The organism is Geobacter hydrogenophilus, from assembly GCF_018501225.1.
GTDB classification, from domain to species: Bacteria; Desulfobacterota; Desulfuromonadia; order Geobacterales; family Geobacteraceae; genus Geobacter; species Geobacter hydrogenophilus.
Window position 1 is genome coordinate 136,903 of sequence record NZ_JAHCZI010000007.1, and the last position, 20,425, is coordinate 157,327.

The 20,425-nt window shown below is 62.3% G+C and carries 19 protein-coding genes; 14 read left to right on the forward strand and 5 right to left on the reverse strand.

All coding sequences use genetic code 11. The features are described 5' to 3' along the window. Nucleotides 1–94: 94 nt before the first annotated feature. The 4 genes from KI811_RS12570 to KI811_RS12585 form a co-directional block, all read right to left on the reverse strand. Nucleotides 95–1,030 carry a glycosyltransferase gene (locus KI811_RS12570; protein WP_214186821.1) on the reverse strand — a complete coding sequence of 312 codons (936 nt, stop codon included), beginning with the start codon at nt 1,028–1,030 and terminating at the stop codon, nt 95–97. A 3-nt stretch (nt 1,031–1,033) separates the two neighbouring features. Then, the gene (locus KI811_RS12575; RefSeq protein ID WP_214186822.1) at nt 1,034–2,197 is read right to left on the reverse strand and encodes a DegT/DnrJ/EryC1/StrS family aminotransferase; all 1,164 of its coding nucleotides are present in this window, start codon (nt 2,195–2,197) and stop codon (nt 1,034–1,036) included. Nucleotides 2,198–2,278: 81 nt separating this feature from the next. After that, on the reverse strand, nt 2,279–3,943 hold the full coding sequence (locus KI811_RS12580) for a glycosyltransferase family 39 protein (RefSeq protein ID WP_214186823.1): 1,665 nt from the start codon (nt 3,941–3,943) through the stop codon (nt 2,279–2,281). Between the two features lie 25 nt (nt 3,944–3,968). Continuing rightward, a complete protein-coding gene (locus KI811_RS12585) occupies nt 3,969–5,180 on the reverse strand; it encodes a peptidase U32 family protein (RefSeq protein WP_214186824.1) in 1,212 nt (403 codons plus the stop codon). 213 nt (nt 5,181–5,393) lie between these two features. Between KI811_RS12585 and KI811_RS12590 the strand changes: the two genes are divergently transcribed. The 10 genes from KI811_RS12590 to KI811_RS12635 all read left to right on the forward strand — a co-directional run bounded on the left by KI811_RS12590 (nt 5,394) and on the right by KI811_RS12635 (nt 14,316). Further along, nucleotides 5,394–6,395 (forward strand): LysM peptidoglycan-binding domain-containing protein, encoded by a 1,002-nt coding sequence (locus KI811_RS12590; protein WP_214186825.1) that lies wholly within the window; start codon nt 5,394–5,396, stop codon nt 6,393–6,395. A 50-nt stretch (nt 6,396–6,445) separates the two neighbouring features. Continuing rightward, nucleotides 6,446–7,522, forward strand: a complete 1,077-nt coding sequence (gene dprA / locus KI811_RS12595; RefSeq protein WP_214186826.1) for a DNA-processing protein DprA — start codon at nt 6,446–6,448, stop codon at nt 7,520–7,522. 46 nt (nt 7,523–7,568) lie between these two features. Continuing rightward, nucleotides 7,569–9,845, forward strand: a complete 2,277-nt coding sequence (gene topA, locus KI811_RS12600; protein WP_214186827.1) for a type I DNA topoisomerase — start codon at nt 7,569–7,571, stop codon at nt 9,843–9,845. A 63-nt stretch (nt 9,846–9,908) separates the two neighbouring features. Continuing rightward, complete coding sequence (locus KI811_RS12605; protein WP_214186828.1) at nt 9,909–10,316, forward strand: hypothetical protein; 408 nt, start codon at nt 9,909–9,911, stop codon at nt 10,314–10,316. Further along, nucleotides 10,313–11,617, forward strand: coding sequence for a methylenetetrahydrofolate--tRNA-(uracil(54)-C(5))-methyltransferase (FADH(2)-oxidizing) TrmFO (gene trmFO / locus KI811_RS12610; RefSeq protein ID WP_214186829.1), 1,305 nt, complete (start codon nt 10,313–10,315; stop codon nt 11,615–11,617). The genes KI811_RS12605 and trmFO overlap by 4 nt, the downstream gene beginning before the upstream one ends. Nucleotides 11,618–11,682: 65 nt before the next feature. Then, a complete protein-coding gene (locus KI811_RS12615) occupies nt 11,683–11,973 on the forward strand; it encodes a hypothetical protein (RefSeq protein ID WP_214186830.1) in 291 nt (96 codons plus the stop codon). Next, nucleotides 11,957–12,535: a Maf family nucleotide pyrophosphatase gene (locus KI811_RS12620; protein WP_214186831.1), complete on the forward strand. Its 579-nt coding sequence runs from the start codon at nt 11,957–11,959 to the stop codon at nt 12,533–12,535. The genes KI811_RS12615 and KI811_RS12620 overlap by 17 nt, the downstream gene beginning before the upstream one ends. Before the next feature lie 6 nt (nt 12,536–12,541). After that, nucleotides 12,542–13,237, forward strand: coding sequence for a YggS family pyridoxal phosphate-dependent enzyme (locus KI811_RS12625; RefSeq protein ID WP_214186832.1), 696 nt, complete (start codon nt 12,542–12,544; stop codon nt 13,235–13,237). Nucleotides 13,238–13,337: 100 nt separating this feature from the next. Next, nucleotides 13,338–14,132, forward strand: coding sequence for a polysaccharide deacetylase family protein (locus KI811_RS12630; RefSeq protein WP_214186833.1), 795 nt, complete (start codon nt 13,338–13,340; stop codon nt 14,130–14,132). Next, nucleotides 14,119–14,316 (forward strand): hypothetical protein, encoded by a 198-nt coding sequence (locus KI811_RS12635; protein WP_214186834.1) that lies wholly within the window; start codon nt 14,119–14,121, stop codon nt 14,314–14,316. Before KI811_RS12630 ends, KI811_RS12635 begins: the two co-directional genes overlap by 14 nt. 3 nt (nt 14,317–14,319) lie before the next feature. Here the strand turns inward: KI811_RS12635 and proC are convergent, their stop codons facing one another. Next, nucleotides 14,320–15,132, reverse strand: a complete 813-nt coding sequence (proC, locus tag KI811_RS12640; RefSeq protein WP_214186835.1) for a pyrroline-5-carboxylate reductase — start codon at nt 15,130–15,132, stop codon at nt 14,320–14,322. A gap of 290 nt (nt 15,133–15,422) precedes the next feature. Between proC and KI811_RS12645 the strand changes: the two genes are divergently transcribed. The 4 genes from KI811_RS12645 (at nt 15,423) to speA (ending at nt 20,414) form a co-directional block, all read left to right on the forward strand. Beyond that, nucleotides 15,423–15,968: a helix-turn-helix domain-containing protein gene (locus tag KI811_RS12645; RefSeq protein WP_214186836.1), complete on the forward strand. Its 546-nt coding sequence runs from the start codon at nt 15,423–15,425 to the stop codon at nt 15,966–15,968. Nucleotides 15,969–15,993: 25 nt separating this feature from the next. Next, a complete protein-coding gene (locus KI811_RS12650) occupies nt 15,994–17,187 on the forward strand; it encodes a saccharopine dehydrogenase family protein (protein ID WP_214186837.1) in 1,194 nt (397 codons plus the stop codon). 4 nt (nt 17,188–17,191) lie between these two features. Beyond that, the gene (gene nspC, locus KI811_RS12655; RefSeq protein WP_214186838.1) at nt 17,192–18,346 is read left to right on the forward strand and encodes a carboxynorspermidine decarboxylase; all 1,155 of its coding nucleotides are present in this window, start codon (nt 17,192–17,194) and stop codon (nt 18,344–18,346) included. A gap of 160 nt (nt 18,347–18,506) precedes the next feature. Continuing rightward, on the forward strand, nt 18,507–20,414 hold the full coding sequence (gene speA / locus KI811_RS12660) for an arginine decarboxylase (RefSeq protein WP_214186839.1): 1,908 nt from the start codon (nt 18,507–18,509) through the stop codon (nt 20,412–20,414). Nucleotides 20,415–20,425: the final 11 nt, after the last annotated feature.

Sequence of the window (20,425 nt, forward strand, 5' to 3'; positions counted from 1 at the left end):
CAAGGAAGCCGAGCACCCCTGCGGAGGCGTAGCAGCGCTACGCCGCACAAAGGGGCGCGGAGGCTGACGCCGAGATGGCGGAAAAGCGGCATCCCTACTCCCCGAAGCCATAGGTTTTCCTGACTACATATCTGGGCCGCCGCCGCACTTCCTGGTAGATCCGCCCCACGTACTCCCCCACGAGGCCGATGCCGAAGATGATGATGCCGACGAAGAAGAAGAGGATGGCGAAGAGGGTGAAGACCCCTTCCACCTCGGAGCCGATCAGAAAGCGCCGCACAAGGAGGAAGAGGGCGAAAAGGACCGATGCGACCGAGGTGAGGATGCCGAGCAGCGCGAAGAGCTGGAGCGGCACCACCGAGAAACCGGTCATGAGGTCGAAGTTGAGCCGCACGAGGCGGTAGAGGGAGTACTTGCTCTCCCCCTCGGCCCGCTCCGCGTGGGAGACTGGAACCTCCGACGGGTTCGAGGCGAAGGTCTGGGCCAGGGCGGGGATGAAGGTGGTCATCTCCTGGCAGCGGTTCAGGTTGTCGATGACGGTGCGGTTGTACGCCCGGAGCATGCAGCCGTAGTCGCTCATCTGCATGCCGGTCATCTTGTTGGTGGTGATATTAACGATCCGTGACGCCGCCCGGCGGAAGAAGGTGTCCTGCCGTTTCTGGCGGACGCTCCCCACCACGTCGTGCCCCTTCTCCATCTCGGCCACGAGCTTGGGGATCTCCTCGGGGGGATTCTGGAGGTCGGCGTCGAGGGTGACGATGATCTCGCCGGAGCTCTTCTCGAAGGCGGCCATGATCGCCATGTGCTGGCCGAAGTTGCCGTTGAACTCGATCACCTTCACTTCGGAATGGCTCTGGGCCATCTCCCGGAGGATTGCCAGGGAGCGGTCCCGGGAGCCGTCGTCGGTGAAGATGATTTCAAAGGGCTTCCCCATGGCGGTCATGACCGGGTAGAGCCGTGCCATGAGCTTCTGGAGATTCGGTTCCTCGTTGTAGACCGGAATGATGATGGAGACGTATGGTGTGCTCATCGGTTACTTCCTGTTCCGGGTGATGACATCCTTCACTGCCTTCACAACATCCTGGGCGTCGTCCATGGTCATGGTCGGGAAGAGGGGAAGGGAGAGGATGCGGTCCGAGGCGTAGTCGGCGTTGGGGAACGCCCCTTCGGGGACCGGCATGTTCTCCCGGTACCAGGCGTGGTGGTGGATCGCCTTGTAGTGGAGGCCGGTGCCGATGTTGAGATTTTTCAGCTCCGCCATGAAGGCGTCCCGGTCGATGGTGAGCTTTTCCACCCGGACCAGCGGCGTGTAGAGGTGCCAGGCATGGCGCTGGGCGTAGGGGGCGAGGGCCGGGGTAGCCAGTTCCGCCACGCCGGCAAAGGCGGCGTTGTAGAATTCGGCGATCTCTCGGCGCTTCTCGATGAACCCGTCCAGCTTCGGAAGCTGGTGGATGCCGATGGCAGCCTGGATGTCCATCATGTTGTACTTGTAGCCGGGGAGGAGGATATCGTAATTAGGGGTGCCGCTGGCGGCGAAGCGCTTCCACGCCTCGCGGCTCATGCCGTGGAACTTCAGGAGCGAGATCTCCTCGGCAAGGGTCTCGTCGGGGGTGCAGACCATCCCCCCCTCGCCGGTGGTGATGTTCTTGTTGGGGTGGAAGGAAAAGATGGAGATGCTGTCGAGGGAGCCGATCCTCTTCCCCTTGTACTCGGTGCCGGCGGCGTGGGCCGCGTCCTCGATGACGGTGAGGCCGAATTCCCTGGCCAGGGCGAAGATGGGGTCCATGTCGCATGCCTGGCCGGCAAAGTGGACCGGGATGATCGCCTTCGTACGGGGGGTGATCCTTTCGCGAATTTTTGCCGCGTCGATGTTGAGGGTCCCGGGCTCGATGTCGACGAGTACCGGCTTCGCCCCGCAGAGAACGATCATGCTCACCGTGGAGGCAAAGGTCATGGGGGTGGTGATGATCTCGTCCCCCTCATCGAGCTTCAGGGCGAGGAGCGTCAGGTGGAGCCCGGCGGTGGCGGAGCTCAGGGGGACGGCGTAGGGGGCGCCGACGTAGGCCTTGAACGCCTCCTCGAAGCGCTTCACCTTGGGGCCGGTGGTGATCCACCCGGATTTCAGGGATGCGACGACCTCGTTGATCTCGTCGTCGTCAATGGTTGGTTTGGAAAAGGGGAGAAATTCGCTGCGCACGGTTACCTCCTTCCGGAAAAACGCTACATAATGGCACAAAACCGCGCGAAGTGCCATACCGTTTACGCTGTCCCCTTCGGGTCAGTGGTTTGCGACGAGAAGAGCCTTTCCTTTTCTCCCCAACTCCCGCGGCGGGGTCGTGACGAGTTTTTTCAAGCCGGGAAGAGCATCCTCCTTGATGAGGGCGATGACCGGCCGGCCCGAGTCCCAGAGCCGAGCGAAGCCCTGCTCGTCCATGAACCAGGCGCTCTGGTCCCCTTGGCGGCTCCCGAAATCGAGCTCTCCACGATCTCCCACGATGATGATCCGCCGTCCCGCATAGTAGGAAAATCCTTGCTGGTAGGTCTGAAAGCTTGCCACCGCAGTATCCGGTCCTGCCTTTTCCTTCACCAGTTGCCCCAGTTCCCGGAATGACTTCCGTTCGGCGGTGCGGGCGAGGATGAACGGCGGGCCGACTATCCCCAGAAGGTACGAGAAAAGGCCGAAGGAGACCAGGAGCACGGCGGCCTTCTTGCGGCGCAGCCCCACGAAGGCGGCTATCCCCTGGGCAAGGAGGCAGGAGCCGATCACGGCCCCGGCGAGCACCGACAGTTTCGGGTTCCGGGCCAGGTGGGGGAAGAGGATGCCGCCGGCTCCGCCAATCGTCAGCACCGCCGCTGCGAGGACCGTCGGCAGGGTGGGAAAGGGGGCGCGGCGGTCGGCCACGCGCGAGAAGAACTCGCCAACGAGAAGCGCCACCGCCGGGAAGACCGGGAGGATGTAGGGGATCAGCTTGGAGCTGGACAGGGAGAAGAAGGTGAAGATGACCGCTCCCCAGAGGAGGAGGTAGAGGCGCGCCCCGCCCGTGGGGGTGTGCCGCTCCTGCCACATGCCACGAATGGCGGACGGAAGGTAGAAGGACCAGGGAAGCATGAACCCCGCCAGGACCGGAATAAAAAACCAGGGAGGTTCGTAGCGGCCGTGAACCTTGGTGAGAAAACGCTCGAAGTGCTCGTGGATGAAGAAAAAGCGCGGGAATTCCGGATTGTGCAGCGAGACGAGGATAAACCATGGTGCCGCGACGAGAAGGAAGAGGAGGGTGCCCGTGGGGAGCCGCATCTCCCGAAGAAGCCGCCAGCGTCTTGTGAGGATCATGAAGAGGACGATCACGCCGCCGGGAAGAACAAGGCCGATGAGTCCCTTGGCGAGCACGGTAAGGGCTGCCGCCACGTAGAAGAGATAGTAGTAGAGTCCGGCGCGCCGGCCCCTGTCGTGAACCGCCAGGAGAAAACAGCCGAGGGTGGCGGTCATCCAGAAGGTGAGAGTCATGTCGATGACGTTGTAGCGGCCGATGACGACAAAGCCGAGGGAGGTGCCGAGAATCGTCGCCGCAAGGAGTCCTGCTCGTCGGCCAAACACCGTCCGACCCACGTGATAGGTGAAGAGAACACCGCAGAGCCCCATGAGCGCCCCCGGTGCCCGGGCCGCGAATTCGCTGAAGCCGAATATCTTGAACGAAATGGCCTCCAGCCAGTAGTGGAGCGGTGGTTTCTCGAAGTACTTCACGTAGTTCAGGAAGGGGGTTATGAAGTCACCCCGTTCGAGCATTTCCCGGGGAATCTCGGCGTAGCGCCCCTCGTCGGAATCGAGAAGTGGAATCTGGCCGAGCCGTTGGAAGAAGGCAAAGCCGAAGACCACGGCGAGAATGATGAGATCTTTGAACGGGTTCTGCTCCCGGTTGGATGAGACGGTGAAGGCAGTTTTCATGGAGTAGTCTTTCTTGGATGAGAGGCTATGGCTTTTCTCGCCGGATGAGGTCGTAGCGTTCCGCCGCCACGGGAAGCCTGAGGCAGATCCGCTGGTTCGGATGGGCCTCGGAGAGGCTGTTGCCGTCCATGTCGGTGAACGCGTCGAGCCGGTGGAGGGTGGAGCCCATCCGCCGGCCGATCACCTCCACCGCGGTGCCTGCCACGATCCGGTTGCGGACTTCCACGGTAACGGTGCCGTCGGAGTGCGCCTCTTCCACCACGCCGACGAATTCGTGGCTGCGCCGGTAGCGGGAGTCGAATTCCAGGTCCACATCCACCGGTTTTCCCAGGAAGAAGCCGGTGGTGTATCCCCGGTGGCTGATCTTGGAGAGCTCATGGAGCCATTCGGGCTTCACGTGCCAGGCACGGGGATCGGCGGCATAACTGTCGAGGGCTTCCCGGTAGACCCGCACCACCGAGGCCACGTAGTGGATTCCCTTCATGCGTCCCTCTATTTTGAGGGAGTCGACGCCAGCCCCCACCAGTTCAGGGATATGGCGGATGAGGCAGAGGTCCTTGGAGTTGAAAATGAAGGTCCCCCGCTCGTCCTCCACCACGGGGAAGTACTCGCCCTGCCGGGTCTCTTCCACCAGGGCGTAGCTCCAGCGGCAGGGGTGGGCGCACTCCCCCTTGTTGGCGTTGCGGCCGGTCATGACGCTGGAGAGGAGGCAGCGCCCCGAGTAGGAGACGCAGAGGGCGCCGTGGACGAAGACTTCCAGTTCGGCCGTGACCCGCTCCCGGGTCTCGCGGATCGCCTCCAGGGACATTTCCCGGGCCAGGTTCACCCGGGCGATCCCCTGCTCCTGCCAGAAGAGGACGCTGCGCCAGTTGGTGGTGTTGGCCTGGGTGGAAAGGTGGATGGGTCGATCTGGCGAGATGTGGCGGATGGCGGCGATCACCCCCGGGTCGGCGGCGATATAGGCGTCGAAGGGGACCGGTGCCACCTCCTCCAGGTAGCGGTCCAGGTCCGCCAGTTCGTTATTGTCGGGAAAGGCGTTGACCGTCAGGTAGACCTTTACCCCCCGGTCGTGGGCATAGGCCACGGCCTCGGCCATGTGGGCCAGGGTAAAGTTGTCGGCGAGACTGCGGAGCCCGAACTTCTGTCCCCCCAGGTAGACTGCGTCGGCGCCGTAGTGGATGGCCACCTTCAGCTTTTCCAGGTTGCCGGCCGGCGCGAGGAGTTCGGGAATCTTCATGGAAGGCCTCTTGGCATGATGCATGCTTTATTAGTGGGGTTCAATCAGTGGCGCGGGAACATCCCGGAAACCAGATGGTGCTTTCGAGCGCGGAAATCCTAGCATATCCGTCGGTTGAATGAAACCCCCGCGGCCTGTTTGTCCTTGACAAAAAACGTAACCTGAACTTAAGTATCCGAACGAATTTAGTTCGCGTCTGCACGGGAGGCGACCATGAAAAGAGTGTTCTCCATCGGCTGCATGCTCCTTGCCGGAGCACTTCTCACCGTCGGCACCGTCCGGGCCGCGTCCGAGGAGCCGACAATCTACGTCATCCAGAAGGGGGACACCCTCTGGGGACTCTCGGACCGTTTCCTCAAGGATCCCTACTACTGGCCCAACCTCTGGGCCAGGAATCCCGCCATCGGCAATCCCCACTTCATCTATCCCGGCCAGCGGGTCCGTGTCTACCCGGACCGGATCGAGATCGAACCCCGCCCTGTCTCCCCCGGCACCCCCGCCGTCCAGCGCCCTTCCGAGGAGCCGGTTGCCGAGCGGAGCTTTCTCGTCAGCGGCAGCGAAGGGTTCCTGATGGAAAAGGGGCTCAACCCCGCCGGCCGCATCATTACCACCAGTCAGAACCGCCAGATCGTGGGTGAGGACGACATCGTCTACACCGATATCGGCTCTGTGCATGGGGCCAAGGAGGGGGACCGGTTCTCCATCTACAAGAAGCTTGACGCCGTGAGCCATCCCGTCTCCAACGTGATCCTCGGCGAAAAGGTTATCCCCCTTGGCACGCTGCAGCTTACCGAGGTGGAGGAGAAGGTCTCCAAGGCCATCATTACCAAATCCTACCGGGAGATCGGTCCCGGCTCCATCCTCCTCCCCTATCGGGACAAGCGCCGGCAGATTTCCCTCAAGGCTGCCGACCACGACCTCTCCGGCTACATCGTCGAGACCCAGAGCGGCAACAATGCCATCGGAGAGGGAGACATCGCCTTTATCGATCTGGGGAAAAAGCAGGGGATAGAGCCGGGATACTTCCTCTATATCCTGCGTGACGTGGTCCCTGACCAGCAGTATGCGGACATCTCCGTTGAGAAGCTCCCCCCCGAGGTGGTCGGTGCCCTCGTGGTGGTGCAGTCAGGAGAGAATACCTCCACGGGGCTCGTGGTGAAGAGCATCGACACCATCTACCGGGGGGACCGGGTAGAGGCCAGGACAGACAGATAGCCCCTTCCGCGGGGGCCGGTCCGGCCGGTCCCCGCTTCTCGTTCGTGCCCATGGATCATTATCACTGGTTTGCCCTCAAATCCGTTCCCCTCGTGGGAAACGTCCTCTTCCGGAGGCTCCTGGAGCGCTTCGGCTCCCCCGAGGCGGCCTTCGGGGCGTCCGATGCCGATCTCCGCTCCGTCCAGGGGGTGAGTCCGGCGGTGGTGGCCTCCCTCCGAAGCCATGACCCGCGCCCCATTGCCGACCGGGAGTGTGCGGCGGTCAGGCGCACGGGGTGCCGCATCGTAACCATCCTCGACGACGAGTATCCGCAGCTTCTGCGGGAGATCACCGACCCTCCCCCCTTCCTCTATGTGCGGGGAAGCCTCGCCGGCATCGGCACCGCCGTGGCGGTGGTGGGGTCCCGCCGGGCCTCGGCCTATGGCAGGACGGTGACCGGGCGCATGGCCGAGGAGCTTGCCCGGCACGGTGTTGCCGTGATTTCCGGCCTGGCTCGCGGGGTCGACACCGCGGCCCACCGGGGAGCCTTGAAAGGGGACGGGACAACCGTCGGGGTGCTCGGGTGCGGCGTGGACGTGGTCTATCCGGCGGAGAACCGGCAGCTCTTCCGGGAGATGGCCGAACAGGGGGCGGTGGTGTCCGAGTTCCCCCTGGGGACCGCACCCTTGGCCGAGAACTTCCCCCGCCGAAACAGGATCATCAGCGGCATCTCCCACGGGGTCCTCGTGGTGGAGGCGGCGGAGCGGAGCGGGTCCCTGGTCACGGCCCGCATAGCCCTGGACCAGGGGCGTGACGTTTACGCCATTCCCGGCAACATCACCAATGACGGGAGCCGGGGCGCCAACCGCCTCATCCGCGAGGGGGCGAAGCTCGTGGAGAGCGTGGAGGACATCCTGGAGGAACTACCCGGCGGGAGGGTGGCCCGCAGGGGAGTGCCGGCGCCGGCGCCCGACCTCCCGCCTGCCGAGGCGGCGGTCTTTGCGCTCCTGGCCCCTGAGCCGCTCCATATCGACGAGATCATTGCCAAAAGCGCGTTGACAGTGGGGGAGCTTTCGGCTATGTTGTTGCGCCTGGAACTCAAGGGGGCCGTAACTCAGCTTCCCGGCAAGTATTTTTGCACAAACTGACCCGCCTGGCACGCCAGGCGTTACTTACTTTTATTGGATTTTTTTTATGCCACAACACCTCGTCATCGTCGAATCTCCGGCCAAAGCCAAGACCATCGAGAAATTTCTCGGCAAGGACTTCCGGGTCATGGCCTCCTACGGCCACGTTCGCGCCCTCCCCAGCAAGCAGGGCTCCGTGGATGTCGCCAACGATTTCGAACCGAAGTATGCCGTTCTCCCCGAGAGCAAGCGGCACATCGACGCCATCAAGAAGGAGTTGAAGGAGAGCGACATCCTGCTCCTGGCCACTGACCCCGACCGCGAAGGGGAGGCGATCTCCTGGCATCTCCTGGCGGCCCTGGGCATGGACAAAAAGAAGAACACCGTGCCGGTGAAGCGGGTCGTTTTCCACGAGATCACCAAGGACGCCATCGTCCATGCCGTGGAAAACCCCCGGGACATCTCCCTGGAACTGGTGGATGCCCAGCAGGCCCGCTCCATCCTCGACTACCTCGTCGGCTTCAACCTCTCCCCCTTCCTCTGGAAGAAGATCCGCTACGGCCTCTCCGCCGGCCGGGTCCAGTCCGTGGCCCTTCGGCTCATTTGCGAGCGGGAGAAGGAGATCAAGGCGTTTCAGGAGCAGGAGTACTGGACCATCGGCGCCGAGCTTGCCACCGGTAAGGGGCAGAAGTTCACCGCCAACCTGGTGGAGGCCGAGGGGAAGAAGCTCGGCAAGTTCGATATCCCCGACGGCACGGCGGCCGACCGGCTCGTGAAGGCCCTGGAGGGCGGCGCCTACACCGTCGACAAGGTGACGAAGAGCGAGCGCAAGCGGACCCCGGCGCCGCCGTTTACCACCTCCACCCTCCAGCAGGAGGCGGCAAGAAAGCTCGGCTTTTCGGCCAAGAAGACCATGTCCACGGCCCAGAAGCTCTACGAAGGGGTCGCCGTGGGGGACGAGGGGCTTGTGGGTCTCATCACCTACATGCGTACCGACAGCGTGGTGCTGTCGAACCAGGCCCTCCAGGAGGCCCACGAGGTCATCACCTCCCTCTACGGGAAGGAGTATGCCCTCGCCAAGCCCCGCTTCTACAAGAACAAGGCGAAGAACGCCCAGGAGGCCCACGAGGCAGTCCGCCCCACCTCCATCGCCCGCACCCCGGCCGAGGTGAAGAAGTACCTCTCCTCTGACCAGTTCAAGCTCTACGACCTCATCTGGAAGCGGACCGTGGCCTGCCAGATGGCCGAGGCGCTCCTGGACCAGACCTCCGTCGACATCGGCGCCGGCGAGGGATACCGCTTCCGGGCCGCCGGCACCGTGATCCGCTTCCCCGGCTTCATGAAGCTCTACATCGAGGGGGTCGACGACCAGACCGAGGAGAAGGAAGGGACCCTGCCGCCCCTTACGGAAGGGGAACTCCTGAAGCTCCAGAAGCTCGTGCCGGAGCAGCATTTCACCCAGCCACCACCACGGTACACCGAGGCGAGCCTCGTGAAGACCCTGGAGGAGTACGGGATCGGCCGCCCCTCCACCTACGCCTCCATCATGAACACGCTCCTGGAGCGGAAATACGCCCGTCTCGACAGCAAGCGCTTCGTTCCCGAGGATGTGGGGATGGTGGTGAACGATCTCCTCACCAACCATTTCACCCAGTACGTGGACTACAACTTCACCGCCAGCCTCGAAGAGGAGCTGGACCAAGTCTCCCGGGGTGAGAAGCAGTGGAAGCCCCTCCTCCACGAGTTCTGGGGGCCGTTCAGCGGACTCCTGAAGCAGAAGGAGGGGGAGGTGAGCAAGGCGGACCTCACCACCGAGGCCACCGATGAACTCTGCCCCGACTGCAAGCGGCCGCTGGTGGTGAAGCTTGGGAAGCGGGGGAAGTTCATCGCCTGCTCCGGCTACCAGGAAGGATGCACCTACACCCGCAACATCGCCCAAGGGGAGCAGCAGGAGCCGGCAGAACCGGTCTTCTCCGAGGAGAAGTGCGACAAGTGCGGCAGCCCCATGCTCATCAAGGACGGCCGTTTTGGCAAGTACCTGGCCTGCTCCGCCTATCCCGCCTGCAAGAACATCCAGCCCCTCGTAAAGCCCAAGGGTACCGGCCACACGTGCCCCGAGTGCAAGGAAGGGGAGCTGACCGAGAAGAAGTCCCGCTACGGCAAGATGTTCTACTCCTGCAACCGCTACCCCCAGTGCAAATTCGCCCTCTGGGATCCTCCCCAGCCGGGGCCGTGTCCCAAATGCGGCTTCCCGCTCCTGGTGAAAAAAGTCTACAAGCGGGAAGGGGAGTTCCTCAAGTGCCCGAAAGAAGGGTGCGACTACCGGACCGAAGGGAAGAAGTAGCCGAGAGACTGACCGGGCGGGGAGCGATCCCCGCCTTTTTCGCACGATACGAAGGAACTCACGATGCTTGACACAATGCACGAAGCCTGCGAACAGTGCCGCTTTGCCTACGCGCGAATCGATACCGAGTGCTGGGGAGAGCAGGGGGCCCGCCGGGTCATGTGCCCCATCTGCGGCTGGACCAAGTACGAAGAGCACTCATTGGCCGCTGGTTCGGCCGCCATCACCAAGCAGAGCGTCAAGCGGGGCCATGGGGCCTACCGCCTGATCCCCCCCGGCGGATTCTCGGGCTACAACGCCTTCCACGAGCCGCCGACGCCGGAGGTGGTGCGGCATATCCAGGCACTCCTGGACCGGGGCTGGAAAGGGTACCTCACCATCTGGGACGAGGAGCGGGCCAAGGCGCGGCTCGTGGCGGGGCATCCGCTGCAGCGCTACGAAATACAAGATGAAGAGGGAAATGCCCAGTGAAGGATGCTATCACCATCATCGGCGGGGGGCTCGCCGGATGCGAGGCTGCCTGGCAGGCGGCGGAGCGCGGGGTGCGGGTCACGCTCCACGAGATGAAGCCCCATGTCTGGTCCCCGGCGCACCACATGGCGGGACTCGCGGAGCTTGTCTGCTCCAACTCGCTCCGGGGAGAGTCCCTGGAGAATGCCGTGGGGCTCCTCAAGGAGGAACTGAGGCGGGCCGGCTCCCTCATCATGGCGGCGGCCGACGCCACCCGCGTGCCTGCCGGCGGCGCTTTGGCAGTGGACCGGGAGCTCTTTTCCGCCTTTGTCACCGAGCGGATCGAGAACCATCCTCTTATCGACCTTGTGCGGGGAGAGGTTACGGATATTCCTTCCGAGGGGATCGTGATTGTGGCTTCGGGACCCCTCACGAGCGACGGGCTGGCCGAAAGAATCAGGGCGATCACGGGGCCGAACCTCTACTTCTACGATGCCATTGCGCCCATCGTGACCGCCGAATCCCTCGACATGACCAAGGTATTCCGGGCCTCCCGCTACGGCAAGGGGGACAGCGACGACTACCTGAACTGTCCCTTGAACCAGGAAGAGTATGAGGGGTTCGTGGACGCGATCCTTGCCGCCGAGAAAGTGCCTGCCAGGGATTTTGAAAAAGTGGTACACTTTGAAGGGTGCATGCCGGTCGAAGAAATGGCCGAGCGGGGTCGTGAGACCCTCCGTTTCGGGCCTCTTAAGCCCGTGGGGCTCGCGGACCCCCGCACCGGTGAGGAGCCCCATGCCGTGGTGCAGCTCAGGGCCGAGAACCGGGACGGGACCATGTTCAACCTGGTGGGCTTCCAGACGAAACTTACCTACCCGGAGCAGCGGCGGATCTTCAGGATGATCCCCGGCCTGGAGAACACCGAGTTCGTCCGGCTCGGCTCCATGCACCGCAACACCTTCATCAACGCGCCGGCCCTCCTTGCCCCCACGTTCCAGCTGAAGGGGGATGCCCGCATCCTCTTCGCCGGCCAGATTACCGGGGTCGAGGGGTATGTGGAGTCGGCGGGGAGCGGCTTCCTGGCCGGAATCAACGCCGCCCGGCTCGTCCGAGGCGAGGAACCGGTGGTGCCACCCTTCGCCACGGCCCTCGGCGCCTTGGTGACCCACATCACCAACGCGGATGTGAAGCACTTCCAGCCCATGAATGTCAATTATGGGCTTTTTCCTCCCCTGGAGGGGAAGGTGAAGAAGAAGGAACGGCGGGGGAAACTTGCGGAGCGGGCCCTGGCGGAACTGGATAGGTGGATCGAGACATTGTAGGGGCGCTGCTTGCCGCGCCCATTTTCAAGCAGGGCGCGGCAAGCAGCGCCCCTACGAGGAATTCAATGGACGACAAGGAAAAACAGGAAATATCCCTCATCGGCAGGCTCCTCTCCATGGAGGCGCTTCTGATCCTCATGGGGATCGCCTCCCTTGGCTATGGCATAGCAAGAGCCCAGGTTATGAGCATCTTCTGGGGGGTGATGATTCTGGTGGGGGCCGTGGTCCTCTCCTTTGTGAGGAAGAGGGATTGGAAGAAGCACTGGGAGGAGATGGAGGGGGCGCAGCGCCGCTACGAGGCGCGGATGAAGGCCCAGGAACAGCAGAAGGAGAAAGACGATGCCGCAAAGCAGTAGGATCGTCCTGGCGTCGGCATCGCCCCGGCGGCTGGAGCTTCTGGCTTCGGCAGGCATTGAGTTCGACGTCTTTGCCAGCGATATCCCCGAGGAGCCCATTCCGGGCGAGGCCCCGGCCGACTTCTCGGTTCGCCTGGCAAAGGACAAGGCCGTGGCAACCGCCGCCCGGACTGAGGGACGCTGGTTCATCGGCGCCGACACCATCGTGGTCTGCGACGGAGAGATCATGGGAAAACCCGCGGACGAGGCCGATGCAGTGCGGATGCTGAAAAAGCTTTCCGGCGTTTCCCATGAGGTCATTACCGGCTACGCCATCTACGACAAGGAGCGCGACGGTATCCTCTGCAAGCCTGTGGTGACTAAGGTCTTTTTCAAGGGGCTGCGGGACGACGAGATCAGTGCCTATGTTGCAACCGGCTGCCCCATGGACAAGGCCGGCGCCTACGCCATTCAGGGGGGCGCCGCCTACATGGTTGAGCGGATCGACGGCTCATACACGAATGTTGTGGGGCTCCCCCTCTGCGAGGTGGTGGAGGATCTCCGCACGCTGGGGGCTCTGTAGGGCGTCATGTCAATCGCCGCGAACCTGAACCATCTCCGTGAACGCATCGAAACGGCGGCCAGTAGGGCCGGACGCGACCCGGCATCGGTGCGGCTTGTGGCGGTCTCCAAGACCAAGCCGGCCGAGGCGTTGGAGGAGGCGGCCCGGGCCGGGCAGCGGCTCTTCGGCGAGAACTACGTACAGGAGTTCACCACCAAGGCCCGGGAGGTGCGGGAGCCGGTGGAGTGGCACTTCATCGGTGCCCTCCAGAGCAACAAGGTGCGGCAGATTGCCGGCCTCGTGACCATGATCCACTCGGTGGATCGCCTCTCCCTGGCCCAGGAGATCGAGCGTCAGTGGGCAAAACTCGACGCCACCTGCGACATCCTCATCCAGGTGAACGTCGCCGGCGAGACGACCAAGTCGGGCACCACCGCCGAGGAACTCCTGACCCTCGTCAGGGAGGTGGCGCTTCTCCCCCACCTGCGGGTGCGGGGGCTCATGACCATGCCCCCCTTCTTCGACGATCCCGAGGGGGCGCGCCCCTATTTTCGCGAACTGAAACAGCTTGCCGGCGTCGTCGCCGCTGCGGGCATTGCCGGCGTTTCCATGGATGAGCTCTCCATGGGGATGTCGGGGGATTTCGAGTCCGCCATCGAGGAGGGAGCCACGCTGGTCCGGATCGGCACCTCCCTCTTCGGCGAGCGGGAGTACCCCCGGTAGATACTGCACGTTCCGAAATTCCTTCTCCTGAAACAAACCCCTTGGCAGTTTTTTTGCTGCAATCACCCAAAATAATCAACCCCGGAGGTCCTCAGGTTTCATGAAATTGCGTATTCTCTTTGCCCTTTTGCTCGGCATGCTTTTCCCTGCCATTGTCTTGGCAAGCCTGCCATCCCGTGAATTCAGCGTCCCCATTCTCCTCTATCACCGCTTCGGCCCCACGGTCGCTGACAGCATGACCATCAAGACGTCGGTCTTTGAGGAGCACCTGAAGTACCTCAGGGATAACGGTTACCGGGTGATCCCGCTTCGTCAGGTGGTCGATTTCTATCTGAAGAATGGGCCGGCACCCCCGCCGAAATCGGTGGTCATCGTGGAGGATGACGCCCACAAGTCGGTCTACACCGACATGTTGCCGCTGGTGAAAAAATACCACGTGCCGGTGACGGTCTTCATCTACCCGTCTGCTGTCTCCAACGCGAAATACGCCATGACCTGGGATCAGCTCCGGGAGCTGAAAAAGACGGGGCTCTTCGATTTCCAGTCCCACACGTTCTGGCATCCCAATTTCAGGAAGGATCGGAAGAAGCTGAAGCCGGCGGAGTTCGACAAGCTGGTGGAGTCTCAACTGACGAAATCACGGGGAAGAATCGTGAAGGAACTGGGGGTGACGGTGGATATGCTCGCCTGGCCCTTCGGCATCTATGACGACGACCTGTTGCGCCGGGCCGGCGCCCTGGGGTACCGGGCCACCTTCACTGTCGATCCGCACCCCGTTACCCAGGCCGACAGCGTGATGAAGCTTCCACGGTTTCTGGTGAGCAACGGCGATCAGGGTAAGGCCTTTGCCCAGCTTCTGGCCGGGCGCGGGGCAAAGAGAAGTGCCGCCTACTGATCCACCGAGGAAGCATCCCTGCACCGACTGCCGGTTCTGCCAGTGGTGCGGGGATGACCGTTGTTCCCTCTGTCTGGGGGGGCGGAAGCGGGGAAAGAAGCTCTCCCTGGCGGAGCAGATCGAGCTTTTCGAGAAGGTGAATCGGGGGGAAACAGGCGGTTGTTCGGGGTGTAACGAGCGGTAGGTACTACTTCTTCCCCAACTCGGCAGAGCGAGCGGTGGCAGCGTCCACGGCAGCCATGACTGTCCCCCGGAAGGCGTCCCGCTCCAGGGAGGCGACGCCGGCGATGGTGGTGCCGCCGGGGGAGGTGACCTTTTCCTTGAGGACCCCCGGGTGGTCGCCGGTCTCCAGGAGGAGCTTCGCGGACCCGAGGACCGTCTGGGCCGCAAGCCGGGTTGCCACGTCGCGGGGGAGGCCGTTTTTCAAGCCGGCGTCGGAGAGAGCCTCGATGAACATGAACACGTAGGCCGGCCCGCTCCCCGAGAGGCCGGTCACGGCATCCATGAGTTTCTCGTCCACCACGCAGGTGGTCCCCACCAGGTCGAAGATCCCTTGGGCGAAGAACAGATCGTCGTCGGTGGCATTCTTTCCCCGGCAGATGGCCGATGCTCCGGCAAGAGCCAGGGCCGGGGTGTTCGGCATGACCCGGATAACCCGGGATGAGCCGCCGCAAGCCTCCTCCATGCCGCCGATGGAAATCCCCGCCATGATGGAGATGACAAGCTTTCCGGCGAAGCCGGCTGCCCCGAGAGCTGAAGCCATGCCCCGAAAGACCTGGGGTTTCACGGCAATGATCAGGGCGTCGGTCATTGCAGCCACCTCGCCGTTGTCGGCGCGGACATCGATGCCGTAGGCGCTCTGCAGAAATTCCCGCCGCTCGGCCATGGGCTCCGCCACCACCAATTCCGCCGCTGTTACCCCGCCAGCCAGAAGTCCCTTGATGATAGCCTCTGCCATGTTGCCGCCGCCGATGAACCCCAGTCTGCATCCCTTCAGCATCGCCCGTCCCTCCTCGAAAAAATGTATAGTCCCTCCTACGGCATACGCCCGGAAAAGTCAAGCCAGTGATCTTTCTTGCCGGCAACAATGGCGCCGGTTTGCAATTATTTTGAAGTGCCCAGAAAATCGTTGACCCCCTTGATTCTTTGTATTATATATCACCTTTTGCTCGCGCTGGTTTAAACGAAAAGTTTAGAAATGCTAAACCTGTAGTTTGACAGAAAGTTTAGAAATGCTAAACAGCATAGAGGGACAAATGTTTAGCGATTTTGGACCAGGAGAATAAAGACGTGAAGATCGGCGAGCGGTTGAAGCGGCTCAGGATGATCAACTCCCTCACCCAGGAGGAACTGGCCAATCGGGCCGACCTGACCAAAGGGTACATCTCCCAGTTGGAGAACGACGCCACATCCCCCTCCATCGCCACTTTGAAGGATATCCTCGACGTCTTCGGCGTCAGCATGCAGGAGTTCTTCAGCGACCCCATCGGCGAGGACGTGGTCTACGGCAAGGATGCCCGTGTTCAGCCTTCGGCCGACGACGCGGCCGTCACGGTGGAGCTCCTCGTCCCCGGCGCCCAGAACCGGGAGATGGACCCCGCCCTGGTGACCCTGGCCCCGGGCGAGGAGATGGATGAGCAGAACTTCCACGAGGGGGAGGAGTTCGGATTCGTTCTTCTGGGCAAGATCCAGCTCCGGCTGGATGACAAGATCTACACGGTGAAGAAGGACGAATGCTTCTACTTCACGTCGGACAAGCGGCATACGGTGAAGAATATCGGAAAGGGGCCGGCCAAAATATTATGGGTCGTGACGCCGCCAACATTCGACTATTGATAACGCAATCGAAGGAGACCAACCAATGAGCAAGGTACTGATAATCGGAGCAGGCGGCGTCGGCCAGGTGGTTGCCCAAAAGTGCGCCCAGCGCAGGGACATCTTCAGCGGGATCACCCTCGCGTCCCGGACCAAGGCCAAGTGCGACGCCATTGCCGCCCAGCTGAATAACAGCATCGCCACGGCCCGGGTGGATGCCGACAACGTTCCCGAGCTGATAGCGCTCATCAAGAAGGAGCAGCCGAAGCTTGTCATCAACGTGGCCCTGCCGTACCAGGACCTGACCATTATGGACGCCTGCCTGGAGACGGGCGTGGACTATCTGGACACCGCCAACTACGAGCCCCTCGATACCGCCAAGTTCGAGTACTCCTGGCAGTGGGCCTACCAAGACCGCTTCAAGAATGCGGGGCTTATGGCACTCCTCGGTTCCGGCTTCGACCCGGGCGTCACCAACGTCTACACTGCCCTTGCCGCCAAGAAGTACCTGGACGAGGTGCAGGAGATCGACATCATCGACGCCAATGCGGGGAGCCACGGCCAGCCCTTTGCCACCAACTTCAACCCGGAGATCAACATCCGCGAGGTGACCGCCGTCTGCCGCCACTGGGAGAACGGCGCGTTCCAGGAATCTCCGGCGCTTTCCACCAAGCGGGTTTTCGACTTCCCCGAGGGGATCGGACCCATGAACATCTACCGCCTCTATCACGAGGAGATGGAGTCCATCGTCAAGCACATCCCGACCATCAAAAAGGCCCAGTTCTGGATGACCTTCTCCGACAACTACCTGAAGCACCTGGAAGTGCTGCAGAACGTCGGCATGACCCGCATTGACGAGGTGGAGTTCCAGGGCCAGAAGATCGTCCCGATCCAGTTCCTGAAGGCGCTCCTCCCCGACCCTGGCTCCCTTGGGCCGCTTACCAAAGGGAAAACCTGCATCGGCGTCATCGCCCGTGGCCTCAAGGACGGGAAGCGTCGCCAAGTCTACATCTACAACATCTGTGACCACGAAGCCTGCTACAAGGAAGTCCAGTCCCAGGCCATCAGCTACACCACCGGTGTGCCGGCGGTGGTGGGGGGGATCATGATGCTCACCGGCAAGTGGCACGCCCCCGGCGTCTGGAACATGGAGCAGTTTGATCCGGAGGTATTCCTCAAGGAACTGGGGCCAATGGGATTGCCCGAGGTGGTCGTCGAGGGCGAGTGGCCGGAGCTGTAACACTTTGACCGGTATCGATATCGAAAAAATCCTGAAGCTCGCCCCATCCCCCGCCTACGTGGTGGACCTGGGGCGGCTGCGCCACAACCTGGCCATCCTGGACGAGGTGCAGCGCAGGAGTGGGGCCAAGATCCTCATGGCCCTGAAGGCGTTCGCCATGTGGAGCGTCTTCCCGATTATCCGGGAGACCCTCCAGGGGGTTTGCGCCAGCTCACCGTGGGAGGCGCGGCTCGGGCGGGAGGAGTTCGGCCGGGAGGTGCACAGCTTTGCCGCCGCCTTCAAGGAGAGCGACGTGGTGGAGCTGCTTGCCGTCTCCAACCACCTGGTCTTCAACTCCTTCAACCAGCTGGAGCGGTTCCGCCCCCTGTGGGAGAAGGAGCGGGGACGGGTCTCGGTGGGGTTGCGCGTGAACCCCGAGCATTCCGAGGGGCACACCCCCATTTACGATCCGTGCGCGCCCAAGTCGCGGCTCGGCATCCCCCGACGGGAGTTCGACGGAAAGTCGCTTGATGGGGTCGAGGGGCTCCACTTCCACACTCTCTGCGAGCAGCTCTTTGAGCCCCTGGAGCGGACTGTGAAGGTCTTCGAGGAGAAGTTCGGCCCGTTTCTCCCGGGGATGAAGTGGCTGAACCTCGGGGGCGGCCACCACATAACCCGCGAGGGGTACGACATCGACGCCCTGGTTGAGCTTGTCGCATACTTCAAGGGAAAGTACGGGGTAGATGTCTACCTGGAGCCGGGGGAGGCCATTGCAATCGGCACCGGCATCCTCGTGGGGGAGGTGCTGGACGTGGTCCACAACGAGATGGATATCGCCATCCTCGACGTCTCCGCCACCTGCCACATGCCCGACGTGCTGGAGATGCCGTATCGCCCCGGCATCACCGGTGGCTTCGATGCCGGCGAGAAGGCCTACACCTACCGCCTGGGCGGGCCGTCGTGCCTGGCGGGGGACGTCATCGGCGACTGGTCCTTCGAGAAGCCGCTGAAGCCGGGGGACCGGCTCGCCTTCGAGGACATGTCCCACTACACCATGGTGAAGACCACCACCTTCAACGGCATCCAGCATCCGGCCATCTGCACCTTCGAGCCGGAGAGCGGGGAGCTCAAGGTGGTGAGGCGTTTCGGGTACGAGGATTTCAAGGTCAGGCTTTCCTGATCTTTGTTTCAAAAACCACAGTCAGTGCAGCGATGTCAGATTCGTGATGATAACGGCGGCGGAGAGGAGTCCGGCCCGCAGGCGTAGCAGCGCTACGTCGAGGAGTTGGACGACGAGCCGACGTCGTTAGCGCGCGAATATGGCATCGCCGGGAGAGCATATGGAACGCTGGTCGATCAATGAATCCGCAAAAGTTTACAACCTCCCCAACTGGGGCGCCGATCTCTTCTCCATCAACAAGAAGGGGAACGTCTGCGTCCACCCTTCCCCCACGTCGAAACATTCCATCGACCTGCGGGCACTGGTGGATGACCTCATCAAGCGCAAGATCAAGCCCCCCATCCTCCTTCGGTTCATGGACGTCCTCCAGGGGCGGATCGCGGCCATCAACCGCGCCTTCAAGTACTCCATCGACGAGAACGACTACCCGGCCAAGTACCAGACCTTCTACCCCATCAAGGTGAACCAGCAGCGCCAGGTGGTGGAGGCCATCGCCAAGTTCGGCAAGCGGTACAACATCGGCCTCGAAGTGGGTTCCAAGCCGGAGCTGGTGATTGGCATCTCCTTCGCCACAGGGAACGGCATCCCCATCATCTGCAACGGCTACAAGGACAAGGAGTACATCGAGACGGTCCTCTACGCCACCAAGATCGGCTACGACATCACCATCGTCGTCGAGAAGATGTTCGAGCTGGAGAAGATCATCGCCCTCTCCAAGAAGACCGGTATCAAGCCGAAGCTCGGCATCCGGGTGAAGCTCTCTTCCAAGGGGACCGGGAAATGGGCCACCTCCGGCGGGGAGGACGCCAAATTCGGGCTGCGGATGTCGGAGATTATCGCCGCCATCGGGCTCCTGGAGCAGAACGACCTTCTCGATCGGGTGAAGCTGATCCACTTCCACATCGGAAGCCAGATCACCAAGATCGACAAGATCAAGAGTGCCCTCATCGAGGGGACCCGGGTCTACGCCGAGATGCGCAAACTCGGCGTCGGCATCGAGTATGTGGACATCGGCGGCGGCCTCGGGGTCGACTACGACGGCTCCAAGTCCAGCTACTTCTCCAGCGTCAACTACTCCATCGAGGAGTACGCCAACGACGTCATCTACCAGATCAAGAACATCTGCGAGGACGCCGGCGTCGAGTGTCCCAACATCATCTCCGAGTCAGGCCGGGCCACGGCGGCCCACTACTCGGTGCTCGTGACGAACCTCCTGAACACCAACACCCAGAATCTCATGCCCGACTTCGAGGAGGAGCTGAACGGGTCCGAAAAACTGGCCCCCACGGTCAAGAAGCTGGTGGACATCTACAAGAGCATTGACCGCTACTCCCTGCGGGAGGACTACCACGACACGGTCCAGCTCATCCAGGAGGCGGTGAGCCTCTTCAACCTGGGGTACCTGACCCTCAACGAGCGGGCCATGGCCGAGTGGCTCCACGGCAAGATTCTGCGCAAGATCAACGGCATCGTGGAGAAGATCAAACCGATCCCCGAGGAGCTCCAGAACTTCCAGCTGAGCCTGCGGCAGACCTACTTCGCCAACTTCTCGCTCTTCCAGTCGGTTCCCGACTCCTGGGCCATCGACCAGCTCTTTCCCATCGTGCCGATTCAGCGGCTCAACCAGAAGCCGGACGTGATGGCCTCCATCGCCGACATCACCTGCGACTCCGATGGCGAGATAACCAGCTTCGTGGGCGAGAACGGGCGGACGAAGTACCTGCCCCTCCACAAGATCCGCAAGGACGAGGATTACTTCGTGGGCTTCTTCCTCATCGGCGCCTACCAGGAGATCCTGGGTGACATGCACAACCTCTTCGGCGACACCAACGCGGTGCATGTCACCTTCAACAAGAAGACCGGCTACAAGATCGACACGGTCATCAACGGCGACGCCACCTGGGAGAGCCTGAAATACGTCCAGTACAAGGGGCCGGAGATCCTGAAGCACGTCCGCGACAACCTGGAGAAGGACGTGGCCCTGCGGAAAGTCACCATCGAGGAGAGCAGCCACTTCCTGGAGCTGCTGGACCGGACCCTCCTGGGGTACACCTACCTGGGGGAGTAGAGATAAATTTT

Excerpts from the sequence above, each read along its gene's own strand:
- KI811_RS12580 (WP_214186823.1), bottom strand. The coding sequence starts at position 3,943 with ATGAAAACTGCCTTCACCGTCTCATCCAACCGGGAGCAGAACCCGTTC.
- dprA (WP_214186826.1), top strand. The coding sequence starts at position 6,446 with ATGGATCATTATCACTGGTTTGCCCTCAAATCCGTTCCCCTCGTGGGA.
- KI811_RS12590 (WP_214186825.1), top strand. The coding sequence starts at position 5,394 with ATGAAAAGAGTGTTCTCCATCGGCTGCATGCTCCTTGCCGGAGCACTT.
- KI811_RS12625 (WP_214186832.1), top strand. The coding sequence starts at position 12,542 with ATGTCAATCGCCGCGAACCTGAACCATCTCCGTGAACGCATCGAAACG.
- KI811_RS12615 (WP_214186830.1), top strand. The coding sequence starts at position 11,683 with ATGGACGACAAGGAAAAACAGGAAATATCCCTCATCGGCAGGCTCCTC.
- topA (WP_214186827.1), top strand. The coding sequence starts at position 7,569 with ATGCCACAACACCTCGTCATCGTCGAATCTCCGGCCAAAGCCAAGACC.
- KI811_RS12570 (WP_214186821.1), bottom strand. The coding sequence starts at position 1,030 with ATGAGCACACCATACGTCTCCATCATCATTCCGGTCTACAACGAGGAA.
- proC (WP_214186835.1), bottom strand. The coding sequence starts at position 15,132 with ATGCTGAAGGGATGCAGACTGGGGTTCATCGGCGGCGGCAACATGGCA.
- KI811_RS12630 (WP_214186833.1), top strand. The coding sequence starts at position 13,338 with ATGAAATTGCGTATTCTCTTTGCCCTTTTGCTCGGCATGCTTTTCCCT.
- KI811_RS12620 (WP_214186831.1), top strand. The coding sequence starts at position 11,957 with ATGCCGCAAAGCAGTAGGATCGTCCTGGCGTCGGCATCGCCCCGGCGG.
- KI811_RS12585 (WP_214186824.1), bottom strand. The coding sequence starts at position 5,180 with ATGAAGATTCCCGAACTCCTCGCGCCGGCCGGCAACCTGGAAAAGCTG.
- KI811_RS12650 (WP_214186837.1), top strand. The coding sequence starts at position 15,994 with ATGAGCAAGGTACTGATAATCGGAGCAGGCGGCGTCGGCCAGGTGGTT.
- speA (WP_214186839.1), top strand. The coding sequence starts at position 18,507 with ATGGAACGCTGGTCGATCAATGAATCCGCAAAAGTTTACAACCTCCCC.
- KI811_RS12605 (WP_214186828.1), top strand. The coding sequence starts at position 9,909 with ATGCTTGACACAATGCACGAAGCCTGCGAACAGTGCCGCTTTGCCTAC.